The sequence below is a fragment of the Pseudomonas sp. BF-RE-25 genome, from assembly GCF_019956105.1.
In the GTDB taxonomy this organism is placed as follows: domain Bacteria; phylum Pseudomonadota; class Gammaproteobacteria; order Pseudomonadales; family Pseudomonadaceae; genus Aquipseudomonas; species Aquipseudomonas migulae.
In genome coordinates this window covers 1-22,750 of the sequence record NZ_JAHBDB010000011.1, presented here as the reverse complement: position 1 = coordinate 22,750, position 22,750 = coordinate 1, and the positions used below count along the sequence as shown (strand labels likewise).

General features: G+C 58.8%; 20 protein-coding genes. 16 read left to right on the top strand and 4 right to left on the bottom strand.

The annotated features are described in order from the left end of the window. Positions 1 to 36 precede the first annotated feature (36 nt). From KGB24_RS05805 to KGB24_RS05765, 9 genes are all read left to right on the top strand, one after another. Positions 37 to 1,671 carry a methyl-accepting chemotaxis protein gene (locus KGB24_RS05805; RefSeq protein WP_008029886.1) on the top strand — a complete coding sequence of 545 codons (1,635 nt, stop codon included), beginning with the start codon at positions 37 to 39 and terminating at the stop codon, positions 1,669 to 1,671. Between the two features lie 685 nt (positions 1,672 to 2,356). Beyond that, positions 2,357 to 2,920 carry a nicotinamide riboside transporter PnuC gene (gene pnuC, locus KGB24_RS05800; RefSeq protein ID WP_223414246.1) on the top strand — a complete coding sequence of 188 codons (564 nt, stop codon included), beginning with the start codon at positions 2,357 to 2,359 and terminating at the stop codon, positions 2,918 to 2,920. Beyond that, positions 2,917 to 3,441 carry an AAA family ATPase gene (locus KGB24_RS05795; RefSeq protein ID WP_008029890.1) on the top strand — a complete coding sequence of 175 codons (525 nt, stop codon included), beginning with the start codon at positions 2,917 to 2,919 and terminating at the stop codon, positions 3,439 to 3,441. The genes pnuC and KGB24_RS05795 overlap by 4 nt, the downstream gene beginning before the upstream one ends. A 357-nt stretch (positions 3,442 to 3,798) precedes the next feature. Next, positions 3,799 to 4,224, top strand: coding sequence for a hypothetical protein (locus KGB24_RS05790; RefSeq protein WP_008029893.1), 426 nt, complete (start codon positions 3,799 to 3,801; stop codon positions 4,222 to 4,224). A gap of 1 nt (position 4,225) precedes the next feature. After that, positions 4,226 to 4,798, top strand: a complete 573-nt coding sequence (locus KGB24_RS05785) for a hypothetical protein (RefSeq protein WP_008029895.1) — start codon at positions 4,226 to 4,228, stop codon at positions 4,796 to 4,798. Positions 4,799 to 4,849: 51 nt separating this feature from the next. Beyond that, on the top strand, positions 4,850 to 6,160 hold the full coding sequence (locus KGB24_RS05780; protein WP_008029897.1) for a hypothetical protein: 1,311 nt from the start codon (positions 4,850 to 4,852) through the stop codon (positions 6,158 to 6,160). Positions 6,161 to 6,222: 62 nt separating this feature from the next. Then, complete coding sequence (locus tag KGB24_RS05775; protein ID WP_008029899.1) at positions 6,223 to 6,903, top strand: C39 family peptidase; 681 nt, start codon at positions 6,223 to 6,225, stop codon at positions 6,901 to 6,903. 33 nt (positions 6,904 to 6,936) lie between these two features. Then, a complete protein-coding gene (locus KGB24_RS05770) occupies positions 6,937 to 7,677 on the top strand; it encodes a hypothetical protein (protein ID WP_008029902.1) in 741 nt (246 codons plus the stop codon). A 45-nt stretch (positions 7,678 to 7,722) separates the two neighbouring features. Beyond that, positions 7,723 to 9,003, top strand: coding sequence for a hypothetical protein (locus KGB24_RS05765; RefSeq protein ID WP_008029903.1), 1,281 nt, complete (start codon positions 7,723 to 7,725; stop codon positions 9,001 to 9,003). 69 nt (positions 9,004 to 9,072) lie between these two features. Here KGB24_RS05765 and KGB24_RS05760 read toward each other — a convergent pair whose 3' ends face one another. After that, positions 9,073 to 10,398: a sigma-54 dependent transcriptional regulator gene (locus KGB24_RS05760; RefSeq protein ID WP_008029905.1), complete on the bottom strand. Its 1,326-nt coding sequence runs from the start codon at positions 10,396 to 10,398 to the stop codon at positions 9,073 to 9,075. A 343-nt stretch (positions 10,399 to 10,741) separates the two neighbouring features. Between KGB24_RS05760 and KGB24_RS05755 the strand changes: the two genes are divergently transcribed. The 3 genes from KGB24_RS05755 (at position 10,742) to nhaB (ending at position 14,159) form a co-directional block, all read left to right on the top strand. Next, positions 10,742 to 11,005 (top strand): hypothetical protein, encoded by a 264-nt coding sequence (locus tag KGB24_RS05755; RefSeq protein ID WP_008040259.1) that lies wholly within the window; start codon positions 10,742 to 10,744, stop codon positions 11,003 to 11,005. A gap of 283 nt (positions 11,006 to 11,288) precedes the next feature. After that, complete coding sequence (locus tag KGB24_RS05750) at positions 11,289 to 12,578, top strand: hypothetical protein (RefSeq protein ID WP_223414245.1); 1,290 nt, start codon at positions 11,289 to 11,291, stop codon at positions 12,576 to 12,578. 78 nt (positions 12,579 to 12,656) lie between these two features. After that, the gene (gene nhaB / locus KGB24_RS05745) at positions 12,657 to 14,159 is read left to right on the top strand and encodes a sodium/proton antiporter NhaB (RefSeq protein WP_008029909.1); all 1,503 of its coding nucleotides are present in this window, start codon (positions 12,657 to 12,659) and stop codon (positions 14,157 to 14,159) included. An 84-nt stretch (positions 14,160 to 14,243) separates the two neighbouring features. Here nhaB and KGB24_RS05740 read toward each other — a convergent pair whose 3' ends face one another. From KGB24_RS05740 to gnd, 3 genes are read right to left on the bottom strand one after another with little or no spacing between them, the layout of a single operon-like run. Continuing rightward, a complete protein-coding gene (locus tag KGB24_RS05740; protein WP_223414244.1) occupies positions 14,244 to 15,068 on the bottom strand; it encodes an HAD family hydrolase in 825 nt (274 codons plus the stop codon). Next, complete coding sequence (zwf, locus tag KGB24_RS05735) at positions 15,065 to 16,588, bottom strand: glucose-6-phosphate dehydrogenase (protein WP_008029913.1); 1,524 nt, start codon at positions 16,586 to 16,588, stop codon at positions 15,065 to 15,067. Before zwf ends, KGB24_RS05740 begins: the two co-directional genes overlap by 4 nt. After that, complete coding sequence (gene gnd / locus KGB24_RS05730) at positions 16,585 to 17,565, bottom strand: phosphogluconate dehydrogenase (NAD(+)-dependent, decarboxylating) (RefSeq protein WP_223414242.1); 981 nt, start codon at positions 17,563 to 17,565, stop codon at positions 16,585 to 16,587. Before gnd ends, zwf begins: the two co-directional genes overlap by 4 nt. Before the next feature lie 272 nt (positions 17,566 to 17,837). Between gnd and KGB24_RS05725 the strand changes: the two genes are divergently transcribed. The 4 genes from KGB24_RS05725 (at position 17,838) to KGB24_RS05710 (ending at position 22,699) form a co-directional block, all read left to right on the top strand. Then, positions 17,838 to 18,020 (top strand): DUF6026 family protein, encoded by a 183-nt coding sequence (locus KGB24_RS05725; RefSeq protein ID WP_008029917.1) that lies wholly within the window; start codon positions 17,838 to 17,840, stop codon positions 18,018 to 18,020. A gap of 200 nt (positions 18,021 to 18,220) precedes the next feature. After that, positions 18,221 to 19,963 carry a phosphoethanolamine transferase CptA gene (locus tag KGB24_RS05720; RefSeq protein ID WP_223414241.1) on the top strand — a complete coding sequence of 581 codons (1,743 nt, stop codon included), beginning with the start codon at positions 18,221 to 18,223 and terminating at the stop codon, positions 19,961 to 19,963. Between the two features lie 202 nt (positions 19,964 to 20,165). Then, positions 20,166 to 22,400 carry a TonB-dependent siderophore receptor gene (locus KGB24_RS05715; protein ID WP_223414240.1) on the top strand — a complete coding sequence of 745 codons (2,235 nt, stop codon included), beginning with the start codon at positions 20,166 to 20,168 and terminating at the stop codon, positions 22,398 to 22,400. Between the two features lie 98 nt (positions 22,401 to 22,498). After that, positions 22,499 to 22,699, top strand: a complete 201-nt coding sequence (locus KGB24_RS05710) for a hypothetical protein (protein ID WP_223414239.1) — start codon at positions 22,499 to 22,501, stop codon at positions 22,697 to 22,699. The last annotated feature ends 51 nt before the right edge of the window (positions 22,700 to 22,750 follow it).

Sequence of the window (22,750 nt, the reverse complement as noted above, 5' to 3'; positions counted from 1 at the left end):
TTTATTACAAGAAAAAGAAACAGGAGTGACAGCGTTATGAACAGCTTGCGCAATATGTCGATCAGCCGTCGTCTGTGGCTGATTTTGATCGTGGCCGTCATGATGCTTTTGACGTTGGGCGTGTTGATGCTCAAGCAGATTCACGAGGACCTGTATCACGCCAAGGCGCAGAAAACCCAGCACGTCGTGCAGACAGCCAGCGGCATTCTGACCTATTACCACGGGCTCGAAACCGCCGGCACGCTGACCCGCGAAGCCGCGCAGAAACAGGCGCTGACCGCCGTTCGCGGCCTGCGCTATGACCAGAACGACTACTTCTGGATCAATGACCTGACGCCGGTGATGATCATGCACCCGGCCAACCCGAAACTCGATGGCCAGAACCTCTCGGCAATCCGCGACCCGGACGGGTTTGCGCTGTTCAATGAAATGGTCGCCCTCGCCAAGGCCAAGGGCGCCGGCCCGATCGACTATCGCTGGCCGAAACCGGGCGCCAGCGAGCCGGTCGCAAAAACCTCCTACGTCAAACTTTTCGAACCGTGGGGCTGGGTGATCGGCTCGGGTATATATATAGATGATATGCAAGCCGAGTTCATGGGCCAGGTCTGGAAAGCGACAGTGGTCGGGCTGGTAATCGCCGCCATCATGGCACTGCTGGTGATCCTGATTGCCCGCAGCATCGTGCGTCCGCTTCAGGACACCGTGAACGCCATGGCCAACATCGCCAGCGGCGAAAGCGATCTGACTCGCAGCCTCGACACCCACGGTCAGGACGAAGTCACGCAGTTGGCACACCACTTCAATGCGTTCACCGCCAAGCTAAGACTGGTGATCAGTGAATTGCAGGTGTCCGCCAGCGCCCTGGGCCAGTCGTCCAGCGATCTGGGCAACGACGCCGTCCAGGCCCAGCAACGCAGTCAGCAGCAATCGCAACAGATGGAACTGGTGGCCACGGCCATCAATGAAGTGACCTATGGCGTGCAGGACGTGGCGAAGAACGCCGAGCACGCCGCCAGCGAGATGCGCGATGCCGAGTCTCAGGCGCAGCAGGGCCAGGTGAACATCGACAGCAGCCTGCAACAAATCGACAAGCTGTCTTCAACGATTGATCAGGCCGTGGAGGTCATTCGTACCCTCGCCGCCGAAAGCACTCAGATCGGCAGCGTGTTGGAAGTGATCCGTTCCATCGCCGAGCAAACCAACCTGCTGGCCCTCAACGCGGCCATCGAAGCCGCCCGTGCCGGTGAGCAGGGTCGCGGGTTTGCCGTCGTCGCCGATGAGGTGCGCCTGCTGGCCCAGCGCACGCAGAAGTCCACCGCCGAGATCCAGGCAATGATCGAACGCCTGCAAAGCCATTCCGAAGCGGCGGTCAAGGTCATCGGCGACAGCAGCCGCGCCTCGCAACTGACCATCGAACAGGCCGGCCTCGCCGGTGCAAGCCTGAATGCCATTGGCCAGGCACTGCGCAACCTCAACGGGTTGAACGCTTCCATTGCCAGCGCCACCCTGCAACAGGCCCATGTGGTCGAAGACATCAACCAGAACGTGACCCAGGCAGCCGGTTTGTCCCACAGCACGGCGCTGGCGGCGGAACAGTCGAGCGTGGCCAGCGTCCACCTCAAGGAACTGAGTGAGCAGTTGAACGGGTTACTCAAACAATTCCGCGTGTAGGCGCCTGGCTTGCCGGCGATGCCACCCGCGACATCGCCATCGCCGGCAAGCCGGACTCCTACAGGTTTCGGGTGAGCCCTCAACCCCCAACACCCTCGCGATCTGTAGGAGCCAGCTTGCTGGCGATGGCGCCAGTGAAATCGCCATCGCCGGCAAGCCGGGCTCCTACAGGTTTTGGGTGAACCCACAATCCCCAACACCCCCGCGCCCCGTAGGAGCCAGCTTGCTGGCGATGGCGCCCATGAAATCGCCATCGCCGGCAAGCCGGACTCCTACAGGTTTGGGGTGAACCCACAATCCCCAACACCCCCGCGCCCCGTAGGAGCCAGCTTGCTGGCGATAGCGCCCATGAAATCGCCATCGCCAGCAAGCCGGGCTCCTACAGGTTTGGGGTGAGCCCTCAATCCCCAACACCCTCGCGATCCGTAGGAGCCGGCTTGCTGGCGATAGCGCCCATGAAATCGCCATCGCCGGCAAGCCGGGCTCCTACAGGTTTCGGGTGAGCCCTCAATCCCCAACACCCTCGCGATCTGTAGGAGCCGGCTTGCTGGCGATGGCGCCAGTGAAATCGCCATCGCCAGCAAGCCGGGCTCCTACAGGTCAACGGGCGCTTTCTCCCTCGCCAGCACAGCCTCATATCCGGGTACAATCCGCTCCCCCTCTTCGTCTGCTCCAAGGAACCTCCATGTCCGGGCTTGAACTGTTTGCCGCCGCCCTCGGTGTCATTGCCGTCTGGTTGACGGTCAAACAGAACCCTTGGTGCTGGCCGATCGGTCTGGTCATGGTGTCGCTGTACAGTTGGGTCTTTTTTGAAGTGAAGCTGTATTCGGACATGCTGTTGCAGGTGATCTACGCCGCGTTGCAGCTCTATGGCTGGTGGCAGTGGACCCGCGCGGGGGTTGCTCGGCAAGGGCGGCAGGTTAGCCAACTCAAGGGCAAATCGATCGCGACAGGTCTGGCCATCGGCGCCCTCGGCAGTCTGTTGCTTGGCGCGGCCATGGCGCACTGGACCGATGCCGCGCAGCCCTGGCTCGATGCGGCGCTGACGGGGTTCAGCCTGGTGGCGCAGGTCTGGATGGCACAAAAGCGCGTTCAATGCTGGCCTCTGTGGATCACCCTGGATGTGGTTTTCGTCGGGCTCTTCGTTTACAAGGGCATGTACTTGACCGCCGGGCTCTATGCGTTGTTTGCCGTGATCGCGGTTCAAGGCTGGCGGGAATGGCGCACCGACCCGGCATTGCGCACATGAAAGTCCTGGTACTCACCGGTCCCGAATCCAGCGGCAAGAGCTGGCTCGCGGCCGAGTTGCAAGCGCATTTCGGCGGGGTGCTGGTCGACGAATATGTCCGCTGGTTCATCGAACAAAACCCGCGTGATACCTGCCTGGCCGATATTCCGGAGATCGCCCGTGGGCAATTGCAATGGGAAGACGAGGCCCGCGCCCGGCAGCCATCGTTGCTGATTCTCGATACCCACCTGCTGAGTAACATTCTCTGGAGCCAGACCCTGTTTGGCGATTGCCCCGCGTGGATCGAGCAGGCGCTGCTGGCTCGCCAGTACGACTTGCACCTGTTGCTGTCTCCCGATCAGGTCGACTGGAAGGATGATGGCCAACGCTGCCAACCCGATTTGAGTGAGCGCCGGGCATTTTTCGACGCAACCCTGACATGGCTTGAAACCCATCAACAGCCTTTTCAAATTCTGCAGGGAAACTGGGCGGAACGTCGTTTTCAGGCACTGCAAGCCGTCACGCTGCTGCTGAACCCCTGACCCGTTTTTAGGGGTTTTCACCCAGTAATTCCCCTGTTTTGGGGGCAAAAGTGTCCATACCTGTTACACCCACCCCGCCCCAAACAGGCCGTTTCAGCGGTCCGCACCCTCTTCGCCCGTCAGCTGTTAAGCCCTCAATACACCTCGGCGCAAAGCATTGATCTAGAGCACTGCAACCGCTTTTGTTGGACAAAAGAGCCAGCGCCCGTCTCAGACGTGAAACAACACCGACATTGGCCTCCCGGACAAAATTTTTAACCCGTTGAATTAAAACAATATTCAAAAAACGGCACAGCATTCGCTCTCTCCTTCACATCGCTGACTAGGGCCAGCCCACAAAAAGAAGGAATTGCCGCTGTGGGGACTTTCAATAAAGGCTTTACCTGCCTCCTCCTGATCGGATGCGCATTAGGCTCAAGTGTCCAGGCTGACGACGGCATCATCATTATCAAGCGTGATGTCCAGACACGAAACGCCGTGCAAGCGCCGGTGGCTCCCGACCCTAACCCCACGACCGCCAATGCCAACCCGAGCCAACAAATCCTCAGGCATACGAACGAGCTGAACGACGGCGACTTTGCCAACGTCGCCAGTGGCGCCGGGATCACCCGCCTCGTCACGCTAGGCAACACAAACCTGGGCGGCAACATCACCACCCAGAATCAGCTTTCCAACCTTCCCGCCGGACGTTCGGGAGGTTCGGGCAACGGTATTTCCAACCTGGTCAATTCAAGCGTCCAGCGAGGCCTGAGCGGTCTGAACGTCATTACGGGAGGCCGTTGAGATGAATCGTAAGCTGCTGATTATCGCTATGTTTTGCAGCGCATCGAGCTTTGCTCAACCCCCCGTCATCAATAACGCCGACATCAGTAATTCGGGCGCGCAGTACCAAGGTAACTTCGCGGTCAACCAGGCTGCCGGCGATCAGCAGCAACAGGCTAATGCCCGGGCCATCGCCATGGGCCATGGCGCCAGCGCGACCACGCAGATTCGCCAACGATTGCATACCGAAGTCGACCCCAGGATGGATGCTCGAGCCAGCATTCAGGGCGACTCCTTCAGCCGCGGCAACGGCGTTCTGGGCGTCAACCAGAGCGCGGGGGCCAGCACTCAGCAAGCCAATGCCCTGCGGATAAGCATCAGTAATCAACCGCAAAGTATCGACGACAGCGTCCTCATGCAACAGAACGTGGCGCTGATCAAAAACTCCGATCCGACTGACTCTGCACCAGGCTATCGCCAGGTCTCTACCAGTGACCAGGCTTTCACCGGTAGCCGTGGGGTGATTCAGTTGAATCAGAGCGCCGGGGTGGGAAACCGAATGGCTAACACCCTGAACGTACGGGTCGCGGATTGACCCAAACAGTTAGGAACAACACTTAACCTAAAATAAGTACGGAGAATCACCATGAAACCTTCGACGGCACTCAAGCCTCTGGTTTTCGCAATTGCTGCGGTCATGGCTGTTGCTGTACAAGCAGGGCAAAACGATCGGCGTCACGATGACCACCACAATGGCCATCATAACAACCATCAACACACCCCTCCTCCAACAAAGATCCCTGTCTACGCGACTGCCAATGCCTACGACAAACAAAGCAGCACCAACAATCGCATCCGTAACGAAGGGACTATTAACAAGGCAGAGATGACCGATTCTGCTACAGGCGCCGACGGCAACGTCGGTATCAACGTGGCGGCAGGCGACGGCAACCAACAGGACAACGCTGCCGCCATCGCGAACGCTGGCGCCACTTCCGCTCTGGATAACTCCTTCGTGTTCGGGATTGCCACTGCCACTGCCAGCGTCAAGCAGTACAGCAACCACAACAAGGTCGACAACTACAACACCACAGCCTCTGCCGTGATGAGCGGATCGGGCAATGGTGGCAACGGCAATATGGGGATCAACATTGCCGGTGGCGACCTGAACCAACAGAAAAACACCATGGCGATTGCCAACTCCAATTCGCCGCTGGGTAACGCAACAGCCACCGCCTCCGCCGATCAGAATGGTCCTGGTCTGGTAGTGAATAACAACGCCGATCGGAACTTAGCCCTGACGACGGTGACGCTAACCACAACCAAAAGCGGTAGTTCCTCTTTCAGCCATAACTCCGAGTTGAACATTGATAAGAGCGCGTCCAGCAACTGGACCAAGAAAGGTGCTAGCAGTTTTGACGTCAGCGGCACCAAGCACTTTGATGCGAACGGATCAAAAAGCACCGACAAGAGCTCCACTAGCCATGCTGCTGTGGACGCTATTTTGACCGCAGATGCGAATGTTACCAAAACCGTTACTCATAATAACGGCTATGGCGATCGCACTCGCAGCAAGTCTGTCGACCTATCGGTTGACGCATCGCTTAAAGCATCTATCGATACAGAGCACTCAAAATCGACCGACTCTTCGTTCGAGAAGAAGTTCGATTCTTCGTTCTCAAAATCGTTTGACTCTTCGTTCGAGAAATCAGGCGAGAAATCGTCCGCTTCTACCAAACACGAAGAGAAGGGCTACAGCGAAAGCAATGCATGGGAATTGAGCAACACAGTTTCCTATCAAATCCTGACCCCAAATGGCTGGGCTAACCCTGTGACCAACACTGCAACCCTGAGCGGTTCGGTGAATGGCGGCAGTGGCAACCTCGGCGTCAACGTGGCTGCCGGTGTGGGTAACCAACAAAGCAACTCGTTGGCCATTTCCAACCAATCGTTCTGATGGCTGTCTCTGGAGGCCCCCTCACGGGGGCCTTTTTCAACACAACCAGAGGGCGTCCCACCATGCGCATTATCGCCTTGGTACTTTTGCTTTGTGTGTCCAGTGTGATCGAGGCTGCACAAATGCCGCTTTCCGTCCTGCCGGGCGGCGCGGTGGTGTACAAGCCGATCCAGAGCATACGTGAGCGTAAATTTGCCGACCTGGTGCAACAGAAAACCGACTTCAGTTGCGGCGCAGCTGCGCTGGCGACCATTTTGCGCCAGGCCTATTGGCTGGATGTGAACGAAGAACAGATCATCGAAGGCATGCTGGCACACGCCGATCAAGACCTTGTCCGCGTTCAGGGCTTCTCCATGCTCGACATGAAGCGTTACGTGGAAAGTATCGGCATGCGGGCCCGTGGCTACCGGGTAGCGCCAGAAACGCTGAACGACATCAGAATTCCGGTCGTGGTCCTCATGGATATCCGTGGCTACAAACATTTTGTGGTCTTGCAAAAAGTCCACAAGGGCTGGGTATACATCGGAGATCCGGTACTCGGTCACAAACGCTACCAAGTCGACGACTTTGTCAAAGGCTGGAACGGCATCATCTTTGCCGTCATTGGCCAGGGCTACGACAAAACCAATGCGCTGCTCGACCCTCCCGTGCCACTGACCGCCAGGAACCGCCTCGACACCTTCAGCCCGGTGCAAGACGCAGAGTTGTTGGACTTCGGATTTATCCGAAGCGACTTCTTCTAATAACAAGGGAGCATGACGCTCCGGGAGCATCTAATGAAGACTCCAATCTGGCTGGCTGTGGTTTGCCTGGCCGCCAGCCTGCCAACCCAGGCACAGACTTTCAAACCCATTGAACTGAGCGATCAGGAATTGGCGAGCCTGCGAGGCCGCTATGTCATGCCGGGACGCGTCATCAGTTTCGGGATTGTCATGACCAGCACCTGGCAAAATGCCAACGGTCAGGTGATCGGGGCAACCTCCTCGATGCAAATTCAACAAACGACCATCAAGCCACAGTTCTATGTGTCGATGATCGACGTGAATGGCGATGGCTCGGCGGTTTCTCAGGGCACAGGGACCGTCAGCGGCGGTAACGGTTTGAACACTACCCAGGGCGTCACTCAGGTTGTGCGCGCTGCGGGCGACAACAACAGCGCTTACAACAACGTTGATCTCAACGTCAGCAGAGGTAGCCAGGCACCACAGATGGACAACCAGGGGCAAGCGTTGGCCTCGGGCTCAACCCTGAACCACACCAACGGTGCCGGCGCGATGAGTATTTCCGCCACTGGCACGGGCGTGCAGCTCAACATCATCGCCAACAACAACCAGGGCAGTACCGTGCAGCGCCTTGCCCAAGGCGGGCTGATGCAAAACGCGACCCTGCTTGGCGGTGGTAACCAGGTCAGAAACATGATGTCGATCAACGTTGTACTGCGCGACAACCTGCCATCAACCGGCTCAATGAACGGCAACCTGGACCAACTCAAAGGAATTCGCACTCTAGGATTCTGATCTACGCTCAGTCTCACAGATGCAGTCAGAAGGGACGGCTAACCCATGCACCGATCCATAACGCTCAGAGCTATCGTTTGTTTGAGTAGCCTGGCCCCGGCCACATTGCTGTACGCAGCATCGGACCCCCAGGTCGAAGCATTAAAACAAGAACTCATGGAGTTGAAACAGCGTTACGAAGCACAACAGAACGCGCTGATGGTACTTGAACAGCGCGTTCGCCAAGTAGAAGAAACACCTGCGACACCGGCCCCCAAACGTCTGACCAAATCCCCTGCCGAGCCGACCAGGGGTGGCCAGACGGTGGCCGCCGGTGCGCCGGGCACCACAGGCAGTTCATACGGCCAATCGCTCAAAGAAGATTCCGAGCCTGCGCAAAGCGTGTCCAACCTGTATGACGAAGCCAGCGGGTTCTTCGGCGGCGGCAAGTTCAGTGTCGAAACCGGCCTCACCTACACGCACTTCGATACACGCGCGCTGACGCTCAATGGTTTTCTGGCACTGGACTCGATTTTCCTCGGCAACATCAACCTCGACCGCATCAAGGCCGACAACTGGACACTGGATCTGACCGCCCGTTACAACGTGGCGCAACGCTGGCAGTTCGACATTAACGTCCCCGTGGTTTATCGCGAATCGACGTATTCCTCCGGTGGCGCCGGTGGCGCTGGCCCCGTCACGTCGGACGCAACCGTCACCCGCGACCCGACCATCGGCGATGTGAACGTTGGCATTGCTTACAAGTTTCTGGATGAATCGGTCAGTCTGCCCGACGCGGTCTTTACACTGCGCGTCAAGGCACCGACCGGCAAGGACCCTTACGGCATCAAACTGATCGAAGACCCGAACAACGACAACCTCGCGGTACCCGAGGATTTGCCTACCGGCAATGGTGTCTGGTCGATTACCCCGGGTATCTCGCTGGTCAAGACTTTCGACCCGGCCGTGCTGTTCGGCACCCTGGCCTACACCTACAACATGGAGGACTCTTTCAGCGACATCAGCCCTCAGGTCGGCTCCAAGGTGAAAGGGGACGTGAAACTGGGCGATTCCTGGCAAGTCGGCGCCGGCATTGCATTCGCCTTGAACGAGAAGATGAGTATGTCGTTCTCGTTCACCGACCAGTTCGCCCGCAAGAGCAAGATCAAGCCCGACGGCGGCGATTGGCAATCAATTTCCAACAGCGATTACAACGCGGCCAACTTCAACATCGGCATGACCATGGCAGCCACCGACAACCTGACGATCGTCCCCAACCTGGCCATCGGCCTGACCGACGACGCGCCAGACTTTTCCTTCAGCCTGAAATTCCCGTACTACTTCTAACCGCTACACCCGAATGAAAAAGGCCCGCTGCGAGGTTCATCGCAGCGGGCCTTTTCATTTCGCCCCGCCCTAACGGATCTGGTGCTTGTGCAGCAGTCGGTAGAAAGTTGGCCGCGAAACGCCCAGCACTCGGGCAGCGACACTCAGGTTGTCGCTGTGGCGGTTCAATACATCGCACAACGCCTGCCGTTCGGCGCGGGTCTTGTAGTCTTCGAGGGTGCCCATCGGTGCGGCGATTGTATGCTGGCTGATCAGCCCGAGGTCTCGCGCCTCGATCTGCCGCCCTTCCGCCAGAACCAGCCCGCGACGTACACGGTTGGCCAGCTCCCGCACGTTGCCCGGCCAATCGTGCTTGCCCATGGCAATCAGCGCGTCCTCGCTGAAACTGCGCGGACGGCGGCCGGTTTCATGGCTGTAGAAATGGGAGAAATGGTTGGCCAGCATCGACAGGTCGCCATGCCGCTCACGCAGCGGTGCGGTGGCCACTTGCAGCACGTTTAGGCGGTAATACAAATCCTCGCGGAAGCGTTTCTTCTCGATGGCCGCTTCAAGGTCGACGTGGGTCGCCGCCAACACCCGCACATCGACCGGAATCGGCTGGCTGCCGCCCACGCGTTCGATGTGTTTTTCCTGGAGAAAACGCAGCAGGTTGGCTTGCAGTTCCAGGGGCAGGTCACCGATCTCGTCGAGAAACAGAGTGCCACCATTGGCCGCTTCGATCCGTCCGACCTTGCGCTGATGGGCGCCGGTAAAGGCACCTTTCTCGTGGCCGAACAATTCGGACTGGATCAGGTGTTCGGGAATTGCGCCGCAATTGATCGCGACAAAGGGTTTGCTGTGGCGCTGGGATTGCCGATGGAGGGTGCGGGCGACCAGTTCTTTACCGGTCCCGCTCTCGCCACGAATCAACACCGGAGATTCGGTTGGCGCCAGTTTGCTCAGCAGTTTGCGCAGTTCGCGGATCGGTTTGCTGTCACCGAGCAGCTCGTGTTCGGCCTGATCGATGTGAACCGTGCCTTGACCGCGCAAGCGCGCCATACCGAACGCCCGCCCCAGCGTCACCTGAACCCGGGAGACATCGAACGGCAAGGTGTGGAAATCGAAAAACCATTCGCAGACGAAGTCCCCGACGTTTTGCAGCCGCAGGACTTCCTGGTTGAGCACGGCGATCCACTCGGTGCCGCTGCGGCTGATCAGTTCCTTGACCGCATCGGGGTGCTCCAGATGAAAAGGCTGGAGCCGCAACAGGCCGACGTCGCAGGTTCGGTCAGCGGCATTTTCCAGCGTACAGCTATCAACGTCCCAACCTACAGAACGCAGACCTGGCAGCAGGCGATGACAGTCGTCGCAAGGGTCCACTACTAACAGACGTCGTAACGCAGGCGCTTCGATCATGACTGTTCCTTGACGCCAAATTTTATGAAATTTTATTAAAAACAATCATTTGGCGGATCTGGCTGTAACACTAGCAAGAATTTGACACTGTCTTGTATCGATTGACTATAGGAAGTGCGCGCAAGCAGTTATAAGAAGCAACTTTATTAGTTACCTAACGACTCGAACCTTTCACCCAGCTTTCAAAAGCCGTCGAAACCTTGAACCGATGAAAGAAAGTTGAAAATTCTTTTAATTGTATGTGACCCACCCACCGGTTGCGGGCATCAGTACAAGTAACCAGCCGAACGGTAAGCCCAACCGACGGCACATCACTTGATTGGGCATACAGAGAGAAAACCCCATGACCGCCCCGCTCCGTATCAACGAAGCTCTTTTGATTGCCGACCGCGCGTTCAAGCCATTTCAATGCGTGGCCTGGGCCCCACAAGACGGCAACGGCGAACTCAGCCTGACCGTCATCGACCGCACCAACACCTGCATTCGCAAGCAGATCCCAAGCAGTGCCTATACCGACCCGGCACAACTGGAACATGTTCTGGAAGAAGCCCGTAAAGAGCTGAGCCAGGAAGGTTACACGCTGCAATCGTGGTCGATGCCGCACTAATCTTTTTGCGGATTACTTATCGGTAATCCGCACCCTCCTCCATGATCGTTAGTTTGCCGGCCTCGCCAGCAGACAACACGCGCAACATTTATTTGTACCTGAACGCGGCCAAATACTTGGCATGCTTGTCAGTGGGTCGAAAAGACACTGTTCTGGCACAAAGCGACCCTCCGTCTGTTAGTTATTACAGTTGTGCAACCAATCATTCAGGGATTGAATGTTTCTACTATAAGTCGCCCTCCCCCAACTCCTGGACCAAGACGACTCGCAAGGAGATGCGTGCATGTCAACCCAGACCGCTGTGGTCCTGCCTGCGACGCTGAGCGGCGCCGGGGAGCTCGACAAAACCTTTGCCAGCGCCGGAAAAACCCAAGTGTATTTCGCCGGCAGCACTTCGAGCATCGCCACCGGCGTCGCGATTGATTCACAAGGCCGGCTGCTCGTCGCGGCCAAGGTCGGAACCCCGAGCGGTAGCCGCTTCGGTCTGGCCCGCCTGCTTGCGGATGGCTCGGCAGATCTGGCGTTCGGCAAACAAGGCAGCGTCATCAGCCAGTTCGAACCCGGCTTCGAGTCCATGGGTGGCAAAGTGCTGATCCGGCCCGACGGGTGCATTCTGTTGGCCGGCCTGCACTATGAAAATGAGCACCAGACACTGCCTGCCCTCGCCTTGTTCGATCAGCAAGGCAAACCGGTCCCCGACTTTGGCGACAACGGACGCCGTGTCGTGCGCCTGCCAGGCAATCTTTCCCGGGGCGTGCGGGATGCCTGGCTTCCCCCCGGCGTACCGGGCGCCGAAGCCTGTAATGTGTGCGTGCAGGAAGACGGTCGGATGGTCCTGCTGGCCAATCATCATTTCGAACTGGCCGATCACGTCGGCCTGCTGGTGCGACTAAACCCCGACGGCTCGCTGGACGACACCTTCAACGGTCGTGGCTTCGTCCTGGTCAGGCACCTGCTGATGAACACCTGGCTCAGCAGCCTGCTGGTGCAACGCGACGGCCGGATTCTGGTGGGCGGCTCGATCAACTTCCCTGAAGAAGGCCTGCTTGCGCGTTATCTAAGCGACGGCAGCCTGGACGACCGTTTCGCCGTGGATGGCTTCATGAGTTTCTTGGCACAAGGGCGTCACGCTCAGGTCAGCCATGTCGTCCAGCAGGCCAACGGCGACCTGCACTGTTTTGGCAGCAGCCGCGACCCGATGCATTGCATGGCCTTGAAAGTACACAGTAACGGTCGCCCGGACATCCATTGCAACGGTGGCCAGCCGCATTTGCTGGGGATCGGCCACAGTGGCTGCCAGTGGACCGCCGCCCACGCCCTTGCAGACGGGCGTGTGCTGACTGTTGGCGCGACCATCGGTGGTGTCGAAGCCGACTTCATCCTGGCCCGGCATCGTCCTGACGGACAACTCGACGAGCTGTTCGGCAAAGGCATCGGCTGGGTCCGCACCCGCCTGGGTCGCAGCCTGGATACGGCAACGTCGCTGGCCGTGCAGGACGATGGCAACATTGTCGTAGGCGGCTATTCGCTGGATGGCAACTACCGGGCAATCGTCGCTCGCTATCTGGGATAGGCCTGCCGAGCTTTCCTGCGCTTGATCTTCCGTACCGCTTGCGGCAAGTTGCGCGCTTCTTAATACAAGGAGCAGCCGATGTCCGGCTCAATGGCCCAGGCGTTCGCGCATAATTTTCTCGGGCACTCACCTCGCTGGTACAAGGCCAGTATTGTCGGTTTCCTGATTCTCAATGCCCTGGTGCTGTGGACCGTGGGTCCGGTAGCGGCCGGTTGGCTATTGGTGCTGGAATTCATCTTCACCCTGGCCATGGCGCTCAAGTGCTATCCGCTGATGCCGGGCGGCTTGCTGCTGGTCGAAGCGCTGTTGCTGAAGATGACCACGCCTCAGGCGCTGTATGACGAACTGCTGCACAATTTCCCGGTGATTCTGCTGCTGATGTTCATGGTGGCCGGCATCTACTTCATGAAAGACCTGCTGCTGTTTCTGTTTTCGCGCCTGCTGCTCGGCGTTCGCTCCAAAGCCATGCTGGCGTTGATGTTCTGCTTTCTTTCGGCGTTCCTCTCGGCTTTTCTCGATGCCTTGACCGTGACCGCTGTGATCATCAGTGCCGCCGTTGGGTTTTACTCGGTGTATCACCGTGTCGCTTCGGGTAACGATCCGCGCCAGGACAGCGAATTCAACGATGACCAGCACCTGCCAACGCTGCATCACGGGGACCTCGAACAGTTCCGCGCCTTCCTGCGCAGCTTGCTGATGCACGGCGCCGTGGGCACTGCACTGGGTGGCGTTTGCACGCTGGTCGGCGAGCCGCAGAACCTGCTGATCGGCCACGAAATGGGTTGGCACTTCTCTGAGTTCTTCCTGAAAGTCGCCCCGGTTTCCATGCCTGTGCTGGTGGCGGGCCTGGTGACCTGCGTGCTGCTGGAGAAACTGCGCTGGTTCGGTTACGGCACGCTCCTGCCAGACAACGTGCGCGCGGTGCTGGCCAATTACGCCGCCGAAGACAACGCCCAACGCACCTCACACCAACGCGCTGCGCTGATCGTTCAGGGGCTGGCGGCGCTGATACTGATTGCCGCTCTGGCGTTCCATATTGCGGAAGTCGGTTTGATCGGCTTGATGGTGATCGTGCTGATCACCGCATTCACGGGCATCACTGACGAGCACCGCATCGGCAACGCCTTCAAGGACGCCATGCCGTTCACGGCGCTGCTGGTGGTGTTTTTCGCGGTAGTGGCGGTGATTCACGACCAGCAGTTGTTCACGCCGCTGATCCAGTGGGTGCTGGCGCTGCCGGCGAATCAGCAACCGGGCATGCTGTTTATTGCCAACGGTTTACTCTCGGCGATCAGCGACAACGTATTCGTCGCGACCATTTACATCACCGAAGTGAAACAGGCGTTCATCTCCGGCCACATGAGCCGTGAGCATTTCGAGACACTGGCGATTGCGATCAACACCGGCACCAACCTGCCGAGCGTGGCGACGCCGAATGGCCAGGCAGCGTTTCTGTTTCTGCTGACGTCGGCGATTGCCCCGCTGATTCGCCTGTCGTATGGGCGGATGGTGTGGATGGCGTTGCCGTATACGGTGGTGATGGGTGTGCTGGGGTGGTATGCGGTGAGTTTCTGGCTTTGAGTCGGCAGGTTTGACGCCTTCGCGGGCAAGCCTCGCTCCTACAGGTGTAGGAGCGAGGCTTGCCCGCGAAGAACGATAACGCGGTTAACCTGCGTTGAGGATGTACCGCTCGATCGCCTGCGCCGCGCCGTCTTCGGTATTGGCCCCGGTCACTACGTCGGCCTGACGCTTCACCGCTTCCTCCGCCTGCCCCATGGCAATCGACAATCCGGCGCGATGAAACATCGCCGGGTCATTGCCGCCATCGCCCATGGCGGCGGTCTGCCCGAGCGGTACACCGAGGAACTCCGCCAGTGTCGCCAGCGCGTCCCCCTTGTTTGCCTGCATCGCAGTCACGTCGAGGTACACCGGCTGCGAGCGTGACACCTGCGCCTGGCCCTCGACCCTGGGCAGCAACTGCGCCTCCAGCTCAATCAACAACTGCGTGTTGTTGCTCGCCGCGACGATCTTGTCGATGTATTCCAGATAGGGCTCGAAACTCTCAACCACCACCGGCGGATACCCCAGGCCGTGCTGTTCCCGTGGCACCATGGGGCCATTCGAGTCTTTCACCAGCCAGTCGCCGCCGCTGAACACCCACACCTCGATGTCCGGCAGATCGGCAAACTGCGTCAACGTGGTCAGCGCGGCCGTTGCCGGCAAATAATGCGCGACCAGCAAACTGCCGTCGGGGTTTACGATGGTGCCGCCATTGAACGCCGCCGTCGGCAGATCGACGCCCAAGGCTTCGATCTGCTGCAGCATGGCTTTCGGAGGGCGGCCAGTGGCAAGGCTGAACAGCACGCCCGACTCACGCAACGAACGGACCGCGTCGATGGTGCGCTGACTGAGGCTGTGATCGGGCAGCAACAAGGTGCCGTCCATGTCACTGAGCAAAAAGCGGATGGGTTGTTGCGTTTCGTCACTCATCCGAGGCTATGCCAGACGCGACCATCGCGAGTCAGCAGGTCTTCTGCCGCCGCCGGCCCGTCTTCGCCCGCCGCGTAAGTCTGCACGCTCGCATCCTGCTGCCAGGCATCGAGGAACGGTTGCACGGCACGCCAGCCGTTCTCGATGTTGTCGGCGCGCTGGAACAGCGTCTGATCGCCGGTCAGGCAATCGTAGATCAGGGTTTCGTAGCCGGTGGACGGCTGCATTTCGAAGAAATCCTTGTAGGCAAAACCCAGTTCGATATTGGCCATTTTCAACGCGGGGCCGGGGCGTTTGGCCAACAGGTCGAACCACATGCCTTCGTTGGGTTGAATCTGGATCCGCAGATAGGTCGGTTGCAACTCATCGACCTCGGTATCGCGGAACTGCGCGTAAGGCGCCGGTTTGAAGCAGATGACAATCTCGGTGTCGCGCACGCTCATGCGCTTGCCAGTGCGCAGGTAGAACGGCACACCGACCCAACGCCAGTTGTCGATCATGACTTTGAGCGCGACATAGGTTTCGGTCGTGCTGTCGGGCGCTACGTTGTTTTCCTGGCGATAACCCGCCAACGGCTTGCCGTCGATTTCGCCAGCGGCGTATTGGCCGCGCACCGAATTGGCCCGTGCCTCTTCGGTGGACCAGGGACGAATCGCCCCCACCACTTTGGCCTTCTCGCCGCGAACCGCATCGGCGCCAAAGGCAGCCGGCGGTTCCATGGCCACCATCGCCAATAGCTGGAACAGGTGATTGGGCACCATGTCCCGCAGGGCGCCGGTGTGTTCATAAAAACTGCCACGGGTTTCCACGCCGACGGTTTCCGCGGCGGTGATCTGTACGTGGTCGATGTAATGGTTGTTCCAGAACGCTTCGAACAGGCTGTTGGAGAACCGGCTGATCAGAATGTTCTGCACGGTTTCCTTGCCCAGGTAGTGATCGATCCGGTAGATCTGGTTTTCCGTCATGACCTTGAGCAAGCACGCGTTCAAGGCTTCGGCGGTATGCAGGTCAGAGCCGAACGGCTTTTCAATGACTACCCTTCTGAACGCTTCCGGCGTCTCTTGCAGCAAACCGGCAGCGCCGAGACGACGCACCACTTCGCTGAAGAAACGTGGCGCGGTGGCCAGGTAGAACACCGCGTTGCCGGTGCCGCTGGCGGCGATTTTCGCCGCCAGCGCCTGATACGTGCTGTCGTCCAGGAAGTCGCCCTGGACGTAGCTGATGCCCTTGGCCAGTTTGGCCCACAACGCCGGGTCAAGGGCTTGATCGCCCTTGCCGACCTTGCTTGCCACTTCGGCCCGAATGAAGTCTTCGAGCTTCTGGGCAAACGCTTCGTCGGTGATGGCGTTGTGGTCGACGCCGATGATCCGCAGTCCATCGCCAAGCAGACCGTCGCGACTCAGGTTGTACAGCGCCGGCATCAGCAAGCGCTTGACCAGGTCACCGTGGGCACCGAACAGGAACAGCGTGGTCGGTGGTGCGGGTTCTGCCTTGGATTTATTGCGGATCAAACGGGTCATTTCTTCGCAGTCTCCACGTGGCCGCCGAAGCCGAAGCGCTGGGCCGAGAGAATCTTGTCGCCAAAGGTGCCTTGGCCGCGCGAGCGATAGCGGGCGAACAGCGAGTTCGACAGCACTGGCACCGGTACCGCTTGTTCCATGGCCGCTTCAATGGTCCATTGACCTTCCCCGCTGTCCGCTACGGAACCGGAGAAATTATCGAGCTGCGGATCGGCAGCCAGGGCATCGGCGGTCAGGTCGAGCAGCCACGACGAGACCACGCTGCCACGACGCCAGACTTCGGCGATATCGCCGACGTTCAGGTTGAAGCGCTGGTCTTCCGGCAGGTTGGTGCTGGCCTTGGTCTTGAGGATGTCGAAGCCTTCGGCGAAGGCCTGCATCATTCCGTATTCGATGCCGTTGTGGATCATCTTCACGAAATGGCCGGAACCTGCGGGACCGGCGTGGATGTAACCGCGTTCGGCGCGGTCGTCGTCCGACTTGCGGTCCTTGGTGCGCGGGATGTCACCCATGCCAGGCGCCAGGCTGTCGAACAGTGGATCAAGGCGTTTAACCACTTCGGCTTCGCCACCGATCATCATGCAGTAACCGCGCTCCAGCCCCCAGACGCCGCCGGAGGTACCGACGTCGATGTAGTGCAGGCCTTTTTCCGAGAGGGTTTTTGCCCGGCGAATGTCGTCCTTATAGAAGGTGTTGCCGCCGTCGATGATGGTGTCGCCGGCTTCAAGTAAGGTGCTCAGGGTGTCGATGGTGTCTTCGGTCGGTGCGCCTGCCGGCAGCATGATCCAGACCGCTCGTGGTTTGGCCAGGCCGGCGACCAGGGCCGGCAGGTCGATGACGCCCTTGGCGCCTTCGGCGGCCAGGGTGTCGACGAAGGCGGTATTGCGGTCGTAAACAACGGTGGTATGCCCGTTGAGCATCAGGCGCCGCGCAATATTGCCGCCCATGCGGCCCAGTCCAATAATCCCGAGTTGCATGTGCTGATGCTCCCTACTACAAATAAATGTGTGTCAAAGGTTATAGCCCAACGCGACTAATGAGGGTTAGTCCAGAGCGTTGGCATGAAGTTTCCGGGCATTGTGCCCGATCCTGATTGATAACGTCGGGAATCGTGCCGAAGACACAACGACCACGAAAAATAAAAAAGTTCCCTTCCGGGACAAAAGAAATCAAAATCAGCGCCGATAGTAAATCAGCACCGATGTCGGGGCGGATTTACAGTTGAGGCAAGCCATTTGCGAGGTGAGCAATGGGCACAGTACAAGCAGCACGGCCAGCACAAACCCTTTACGTCACGATCCGTCGTGATGAATTGCGCCAGTTGAAAGACGAACGCGACCAGCTCAAACAGGAAGTCGAGCAATTGCGCCTGCTGACGCAAGGTATCCAGGCTCAGCCGATGCCTGTCACTTTGCGCGCTCCCCACGCCTGATCCCCTCGCCTGAATCGGAAGCAGCCAATCGCTGTTTCCGATACGCCATCACGATTTACCCGCGTCCAGCAGCTCACAAAACTTTCACACGCCCTTGTTGATACTCCGGTCCTTTATGGCCGCCCGGTATCTGCGCGGCGCCTGTTCGTCGGCGACCTTTCCGTCCCGGCGGTGGAAGTGATTTCTGGCTGGAGCACGCAATGGCTTTGTATGAACGCAGCAATTCGACTGCGGACAAGTTTGATTGGGCAGGGTTTCTCTGGCTGTTTCTGTTCTTCTGGTATTTCTCCGGCATTACCCAACTGCTGATCCAATTGACGGGCACCTCCGGGTTCAGCGGTTTCCGCCAGGCCTTCACCATGAGCGCCATCTGGCTGGCGCCGATGCTGCTGTTTCCCCGCAAGACGCGTGTATTGGCGGCGCTGATCGGCGTGGTGCTGTGGGCCTGCTCCATGGCCAGTCTCGGTTACTTCTTCATCTATCAGCAGGAATTTTCCCAGAGCGTCATCTTCATCATGTTCGAGTCGAACATCTCTGAAGCCGGCGAGTACATGACCCAGTATTTTGCCTGGTGGATGGTGGCGGCATTTGTCGCCCACACGCTGTTCGCCTATTTCCTGTGGACCCGCTTGCGCCCGGTGTACATGCCCCGTGGTCGCGCATTGGTCGCCGCGACCGCCATTCTGGTGGCCGTGGTGGGTTATCCGCTGGCCAAGCAGACCGTTCACACCGGCAGTTTCGCCAGTGGTTTCGAGAAGTTCGAAACCCGCATCGAACCGGCAGTGCCGTGGCAGATGGCCGTGGCCTATCACCGCTACCTCGACACCCTGGCCGACATGCAGGGCATGCTCGACAGCGCGAGCAAGATTCCACCGCTGCACAATTTCAAAGACTCGATGGCCAATCAGCCCGCCACCCTGGTGCTGGTGATCGGCGAATCCACCAACCGTCAGCGCATGAGTCTCTACGGCTACCCGCGTGAAACCACGCCGGAACTGGACAAGCTCAAGGACCAACTGGCGGTCTTCAATAACGTCATCACCCCGCGCCCTTACACCATCGAGGCATTGCAGCAGGTCCTGACGTTCGCTGACGAAGAAAACCCGGACCTGTACCTGTCGACGCCGTCGCTGGTCAGCATGATGAAACAGGCGGGCTACAAGACTTTCTGGATCACCAACCAGCAGACCATGACCAAGCGCAACACCATGCTCACGACCTTCTCCGAGCAGGCCGACGAGCAGGTGTACCTGAACAACAACCGCAACCAGAACGCCGCCCAGTACGACGGCGACGTGATCGAGCCGTTCAACAAGGCCCTGGCCGACGCGGCGCCACGCAAGTTGATCGTCGTGCATTTGCTCGGCACACACATGAGCTATCAGTACCGCTACCCATCGACCTTCGACAAGTTCAAGGACCGCAACGGCGTTCCGGCTGGCGTGCGTGACGATCAGTTGCCGACCTATAACAGCTATGACAACGCGGTGCTGTACAACGACTTCGTGGTTTCGAGCCTGATCAAGGATTACGCCAAGACCGATCCTAACGGCTTCCTGCTGTACCTCTCCGACCACGGCGAAGACGTTTTCGACTCTGCCGGTCACAACACGCTGGGTCGCAATGAGGCCAAGCCGACGGCACCGATGTACACCATTCCATTCATGGCCTGGGCCTCGCCGAAATGGCGCGAAAGCCATGACTGGAGCTTCGCCGGTGATCTGGGGCGGCCGTACAGCAGCTCGCACCTGATCCATACCTGGGCCGATCTGGCGGGCCTGAGCTTCGATGAACTGGATCGCAGCAAGAGCGTGGTCAGCGACAGTTTCAAGCCGCGCCCACTGCTGATCGGCAATCCTTATGAGCGCGAGCAGAAAGCGCTGATCGACTTCAGCCTGATCAAACCCAAGGTGAAGCCGACCCCGGCAGTCGCTCAGCAGTAGATCTGTAGGAGCGAAGCTTGCTCGCGAAGACGTCGGCAGATTCAACATCTATGCTGGCTGGGCCAACGTCTTCGCGAGCAAGCTTCGCTCCTACAATTCACTCGAAAGATAATAATTATTCTCGTTTATAACTAAATACCCCCGCCCTCCTTCGTCTTTGAACAAACGGAATTTTTTCATTGACGACAAGGAGTCGGCCGCGATGTTCGCGCCTATCACCCGTTCCATGACTTTTACCCTTGGGTTTTGCAGTGCCGTACTAAGCCCGGACCTGCTGGCTGAAACCGACCCGGACAAACAACCCTCCGCCCTGATACTCGGTGCCACCAGCGTCACGGCCCAAGGCTTGGGCAGCACCACCGAAAACACCGGCTCGTACACCACCGGCGCCATGAGCACCGCCACCCGCCTGAACCTGTCGATCAAAGAGACGCCGCAATCGGTGTCCGTGATCACGCGCCAGCAAATGGACGACTTCAAGCTCGACACGCTCTCCGACGCCATGCGCCAGACCACGGGCGTGGTGGTTCAGCACAACGACTCGGACCGGGTCGTCTATTCCTCCCGCGGCTACACGATCAACAATTTCCAGATCGACGGGATGCTCAACACCTTCAATTACATGAAGTCCGATTCCGACACCATCATCTATGACCGTATCGAAGTCGTCCGTGGTGCAACCGGCCTGACCACGGGCGCAGGCGACCCTTCGGCCACCATCAACATGGTGCGCAAGCGTCCGACGGCGCAGTGGGAAGCCAAAACCGGTGTCAGCGGCGGCAGTTATGACGATTACTACAGTTACGTCGATGTCGGCGGGCCGCTGGCGTTCGACGGACGCTTGCGCGGGCGCAGCGTGCTGGCCTACCGCGACAGTCATTCGGTGCGCGACAAGTATCAGCTGCAACGGGAAGTCGGCTACGGGATTCTCGAAGCCGACCTGACCGACGATACGCTGATCGCCGTGGGTTATGACTATCAGGACAAACAGGTGCAGGGCACCTCTTGGGGGACCGTGCCCTACTGGAACGCGGACGGCAGCAAAGCCAGACTCGGCCGCTCCACCAACATGGCCACACCCTGGAGTTCCTGGCCGCTGAAAGACAAGAACGCGTTCGCCACCCTGGATCAGCAACTGGGGATGGGCTGGCACCTCAAGGCGGCTTACACCCATCGCGAAAGCGACACCGACGGCAAGATTTACTACGGCGGTGGCGGTTTCCCCGAGGCGGATCGCAGCGGCATGATCGCCAACGTCAGCCACATGATCGGCACGCAAAAAATGAAGGCTTATGACTTCAACGTGTCCGGACCCTATTCATTGTTCGGGCGAGAGCACGAAATGATGCTCGGGTATGGCGAAGCCGAACGCAGTGACGAAAGCCCACACACCGTCGATGGCGCCCGCGCGAAGGACTACGAAAACGTCCCCGACTGGAAGTACATGGGCGGCATCCCCAAATTCCCCGACACCGTCACCAGCCTGCCTGGCTCCAGCGACAACACCCGCCAAAAGGCCGGTTACCTGGCCACTCGCCTGACGTTGACCGACGATCTGCACGCCGTCCTCGGCAGCCGCTATGGCAGCTGGAAAGCGTCGAAAACGGCTAACAGTTACACCGACAATCTGCAGTTGAGCGAGTCCGAAGTTACCCGCCAGCAACACAACGACCTATGGACGCCATACGCCGGATTGCTGTACGACCTGACGCCCGAATACACGGCTTACATCAGCTACACCGATATCTTCAAGCCACAAACCAACCGCGACAGTAGTCGCAAGTACCTCGAACCGGTGGTGGGCAGCAACTATGAACTTGGCCTCAAGGGCAGCCTGCTGGAGGAGCGACTGAACCTCGCCACCGCCGTGTTCTGGAGCAAACAGGACAATGTCGCCGAACGCGACGATTCGGTGCCACCGGACCCGGTTACCGGCGAGGAGTTCTACACCTCCAGCGGTAAGGGCAACAAGGTTCAGGGTTTCGAAGCCGAACTCTCCGGCGAGGTCATGCCGCACTGGAACATGACCGCCGGTTACACCTACACCCACTCGGTCAATGGCGAGGAAAAGCGCACCAATACCAGTCAGCCGCTGAACCTGCTTCGGGTGTCTACTTCGTATCGCCTGCCTGGCGACTGGCAGGCCCTGACCGTGGGCGGTGCAGTGAACTGGCAAAGTGACGTTTACCGCGCCGCCAGTCACCCGGTCGGACGCAACGCCGCTGGCAATGTGATAACTGAACGCACAAACATCCGGCAAGGGGCGTACACCGTGGTCAACCTGATGTCACGTTACGAGTTCGACCCGCACCTGTCCGCCTCGCTCAACGTCGAGAACCTGTTCGACAAGAAGTATTACGACAACGTCGGTTTCTACAACGGCGTGTATTGGGGTGATCCGCGTACGGTGACACTGAGCCTGGACTGGAAGCTCTAGGCGCAGTTAATTCCCAATCGACGAAATCGGCAGATAATGTTCTCGCGACATTGCTTCATGGATGAAAAGCACCCGATATCCGTTTTGGGAGGCGAACCATGAAATGTACACCCTTGATCGTTGCCGGCCTGATGACGTTCATTTCGGTCAGCGTATTTGCCGAAGGTGGCGCAGAACGCATGCGCTATTACTACGAAAGCCTGCGGCTCAGCCAACAGGAGAATCAAAGCCAGCAAACCGCTGAGGTCCGGGTTCCGGACGATCAAACGGCGCAAGTGACCGAGCATTACAAGCCTTGAACAGGGTTATGTGAAACTCGGACCTGTAGGAGCCGGCTTGCTGGCGATGGG

What these genes read in the sequence shown, in the direction of transcription:
- KGB24_RS05715 (WP_223414240.1), top strand. Translation starts at nt 20,166, where the DNA reads ATGTTCGCGCCTATCACCCGTTCCATGACTTTTACCCTTGGGTTTTGC.
- gnd (WP_223414242.1), bottom strand. Translation starts at nt 17,565, where the DNA reads ATGCAACTCGGGATTATTGGACTGGGCCGCATGGGCGGCAATATTGCG.
- KGB24_RS05755 (WP_008040259.1), top strand. Translation starts at nt 10,742, where the DNA reads ATGACCGCCCCGCTCCGTATCAACGAAGCTCTTTTGATTGCCGACCGC.
- KGB24_RS05740 (WP_223414244.1), bottom strand. Translation starts at nt 15,068, where the DNA reads ATGAGTGACGAAACGCAACAACCCATCCGCTTTTTGCTCAGTGACATG.
- zwf (WP_008029913.1), bottom strand. Translation starts at nt 16,588, where the DNA reads ATGACCCGTTTGATCCGCAATAAATCCAAGGCAGAACCCGCACCACCG.
- KGB24_RS05710 (WP_223414239.1), top strand. Translation starts at nt 22,499, where the DNA reads ATGAAATGTACACCCTTGATCGTTGCCGGCCTGATGACGTTCATTTCG.
- KGB24_RS05770 (WP_008029902.1), top strand. Translation starts at nt 6,937, where the DNA reads ATGAAGACTCCAATCTGGCTGGCTGTGGTTTGCCTGGCCGCCAGCCTG.
- KGB24_RS05720 (WP_223414241.1), top strand. Translation starts at nt 18,221, where the DNA reads ATGGCTTTGTATGAACGCAGCAATTCGACTGCGGACAAGTTTGATTGG.
- KGB24_RS05760 (WP_008029905.1), bottom strand. Translation starts at nt 10,398, where the DNA reads ATGATCGAAGCGCCTGCGTTACGACGTCTGTTAGTAGTGGACCCTTGC.
- KGB24_RS05765 (WP_008029903.1), top strand. Translation starts at nt 7,723, where the DNA reads ATGCACCGATCCATAACGCTCAGAGCTATCGTTTGTTTGAGTAGCCTG.
- KGB24_RS05780 (WP_008029897.1), top strand. Translation starts at nt 4,850, where the DNA reads ATGAAACCTTCGACGGCACTCAAGCCTCTGGTTTTCGCAATTGCTGCG.
- nhaB (WP_008029909.1), top strand. Translation starts at nt 12,657, where the DNA reads ATGTCCGGCTCAATGGCCCAGGCGTTCGCGCATAATTTTCTCGGGCAC.
- KGB24_RS05785 (WP_008029895.1), top strand. Translation starts at nt 4,226, where the DNA reads ATGAATCGTAAGCTGCTGATTATCGCTATGTTTTGCAGCGCATCGAGC.
- KGB24_RS05725 (WP_008029917.1), top strand. Translation starts at nt 17,838, where the DNA reads ATGGGCACAGTACAAGCAGCACGGCCAGCACAAACCCTTTACGTCACG.
- pnuC (WP_223414246.1), top strand. Translation starts at nt 2,357, where the DNA reads ATGTCCGGGCTTGAACTGTTTGCCGCCGCCCTCGGTGTCATTGCCGTC.
- KGB24_RS05805 (WP_008029886.1), top strand. Translation starts at nt 37, where the DNA reads ATGAACAGCTTGCGCAATATGTCGATCAGCCGTCGTCTGTGGCTGATT.
- KGB24_RS05795 (WP_008029890.1), top strand. Translation starts at nt 2,917, where the DNA reads ATGAAAGTCCTGGTACTCACCGGTCCCGAATCCAGCGGCAAGAGCTGG.
- KGB24_RS05750 (WP_223414245.1), top strand. Translation starts at nt 11,289, where the DNA reads ATGTCAACCCAGACCGCTGTGGTCCTGCCTGCGACGCTGAGCGGCGCC.
- KGB24_RS05775 (WP_008029899.1), top strand. Translation starts at nt 6,223, where the DNA reads ATGCGCATTATCGCCTTGGTACTTTTGCTTTGTGTGTCCAGTGTGATC.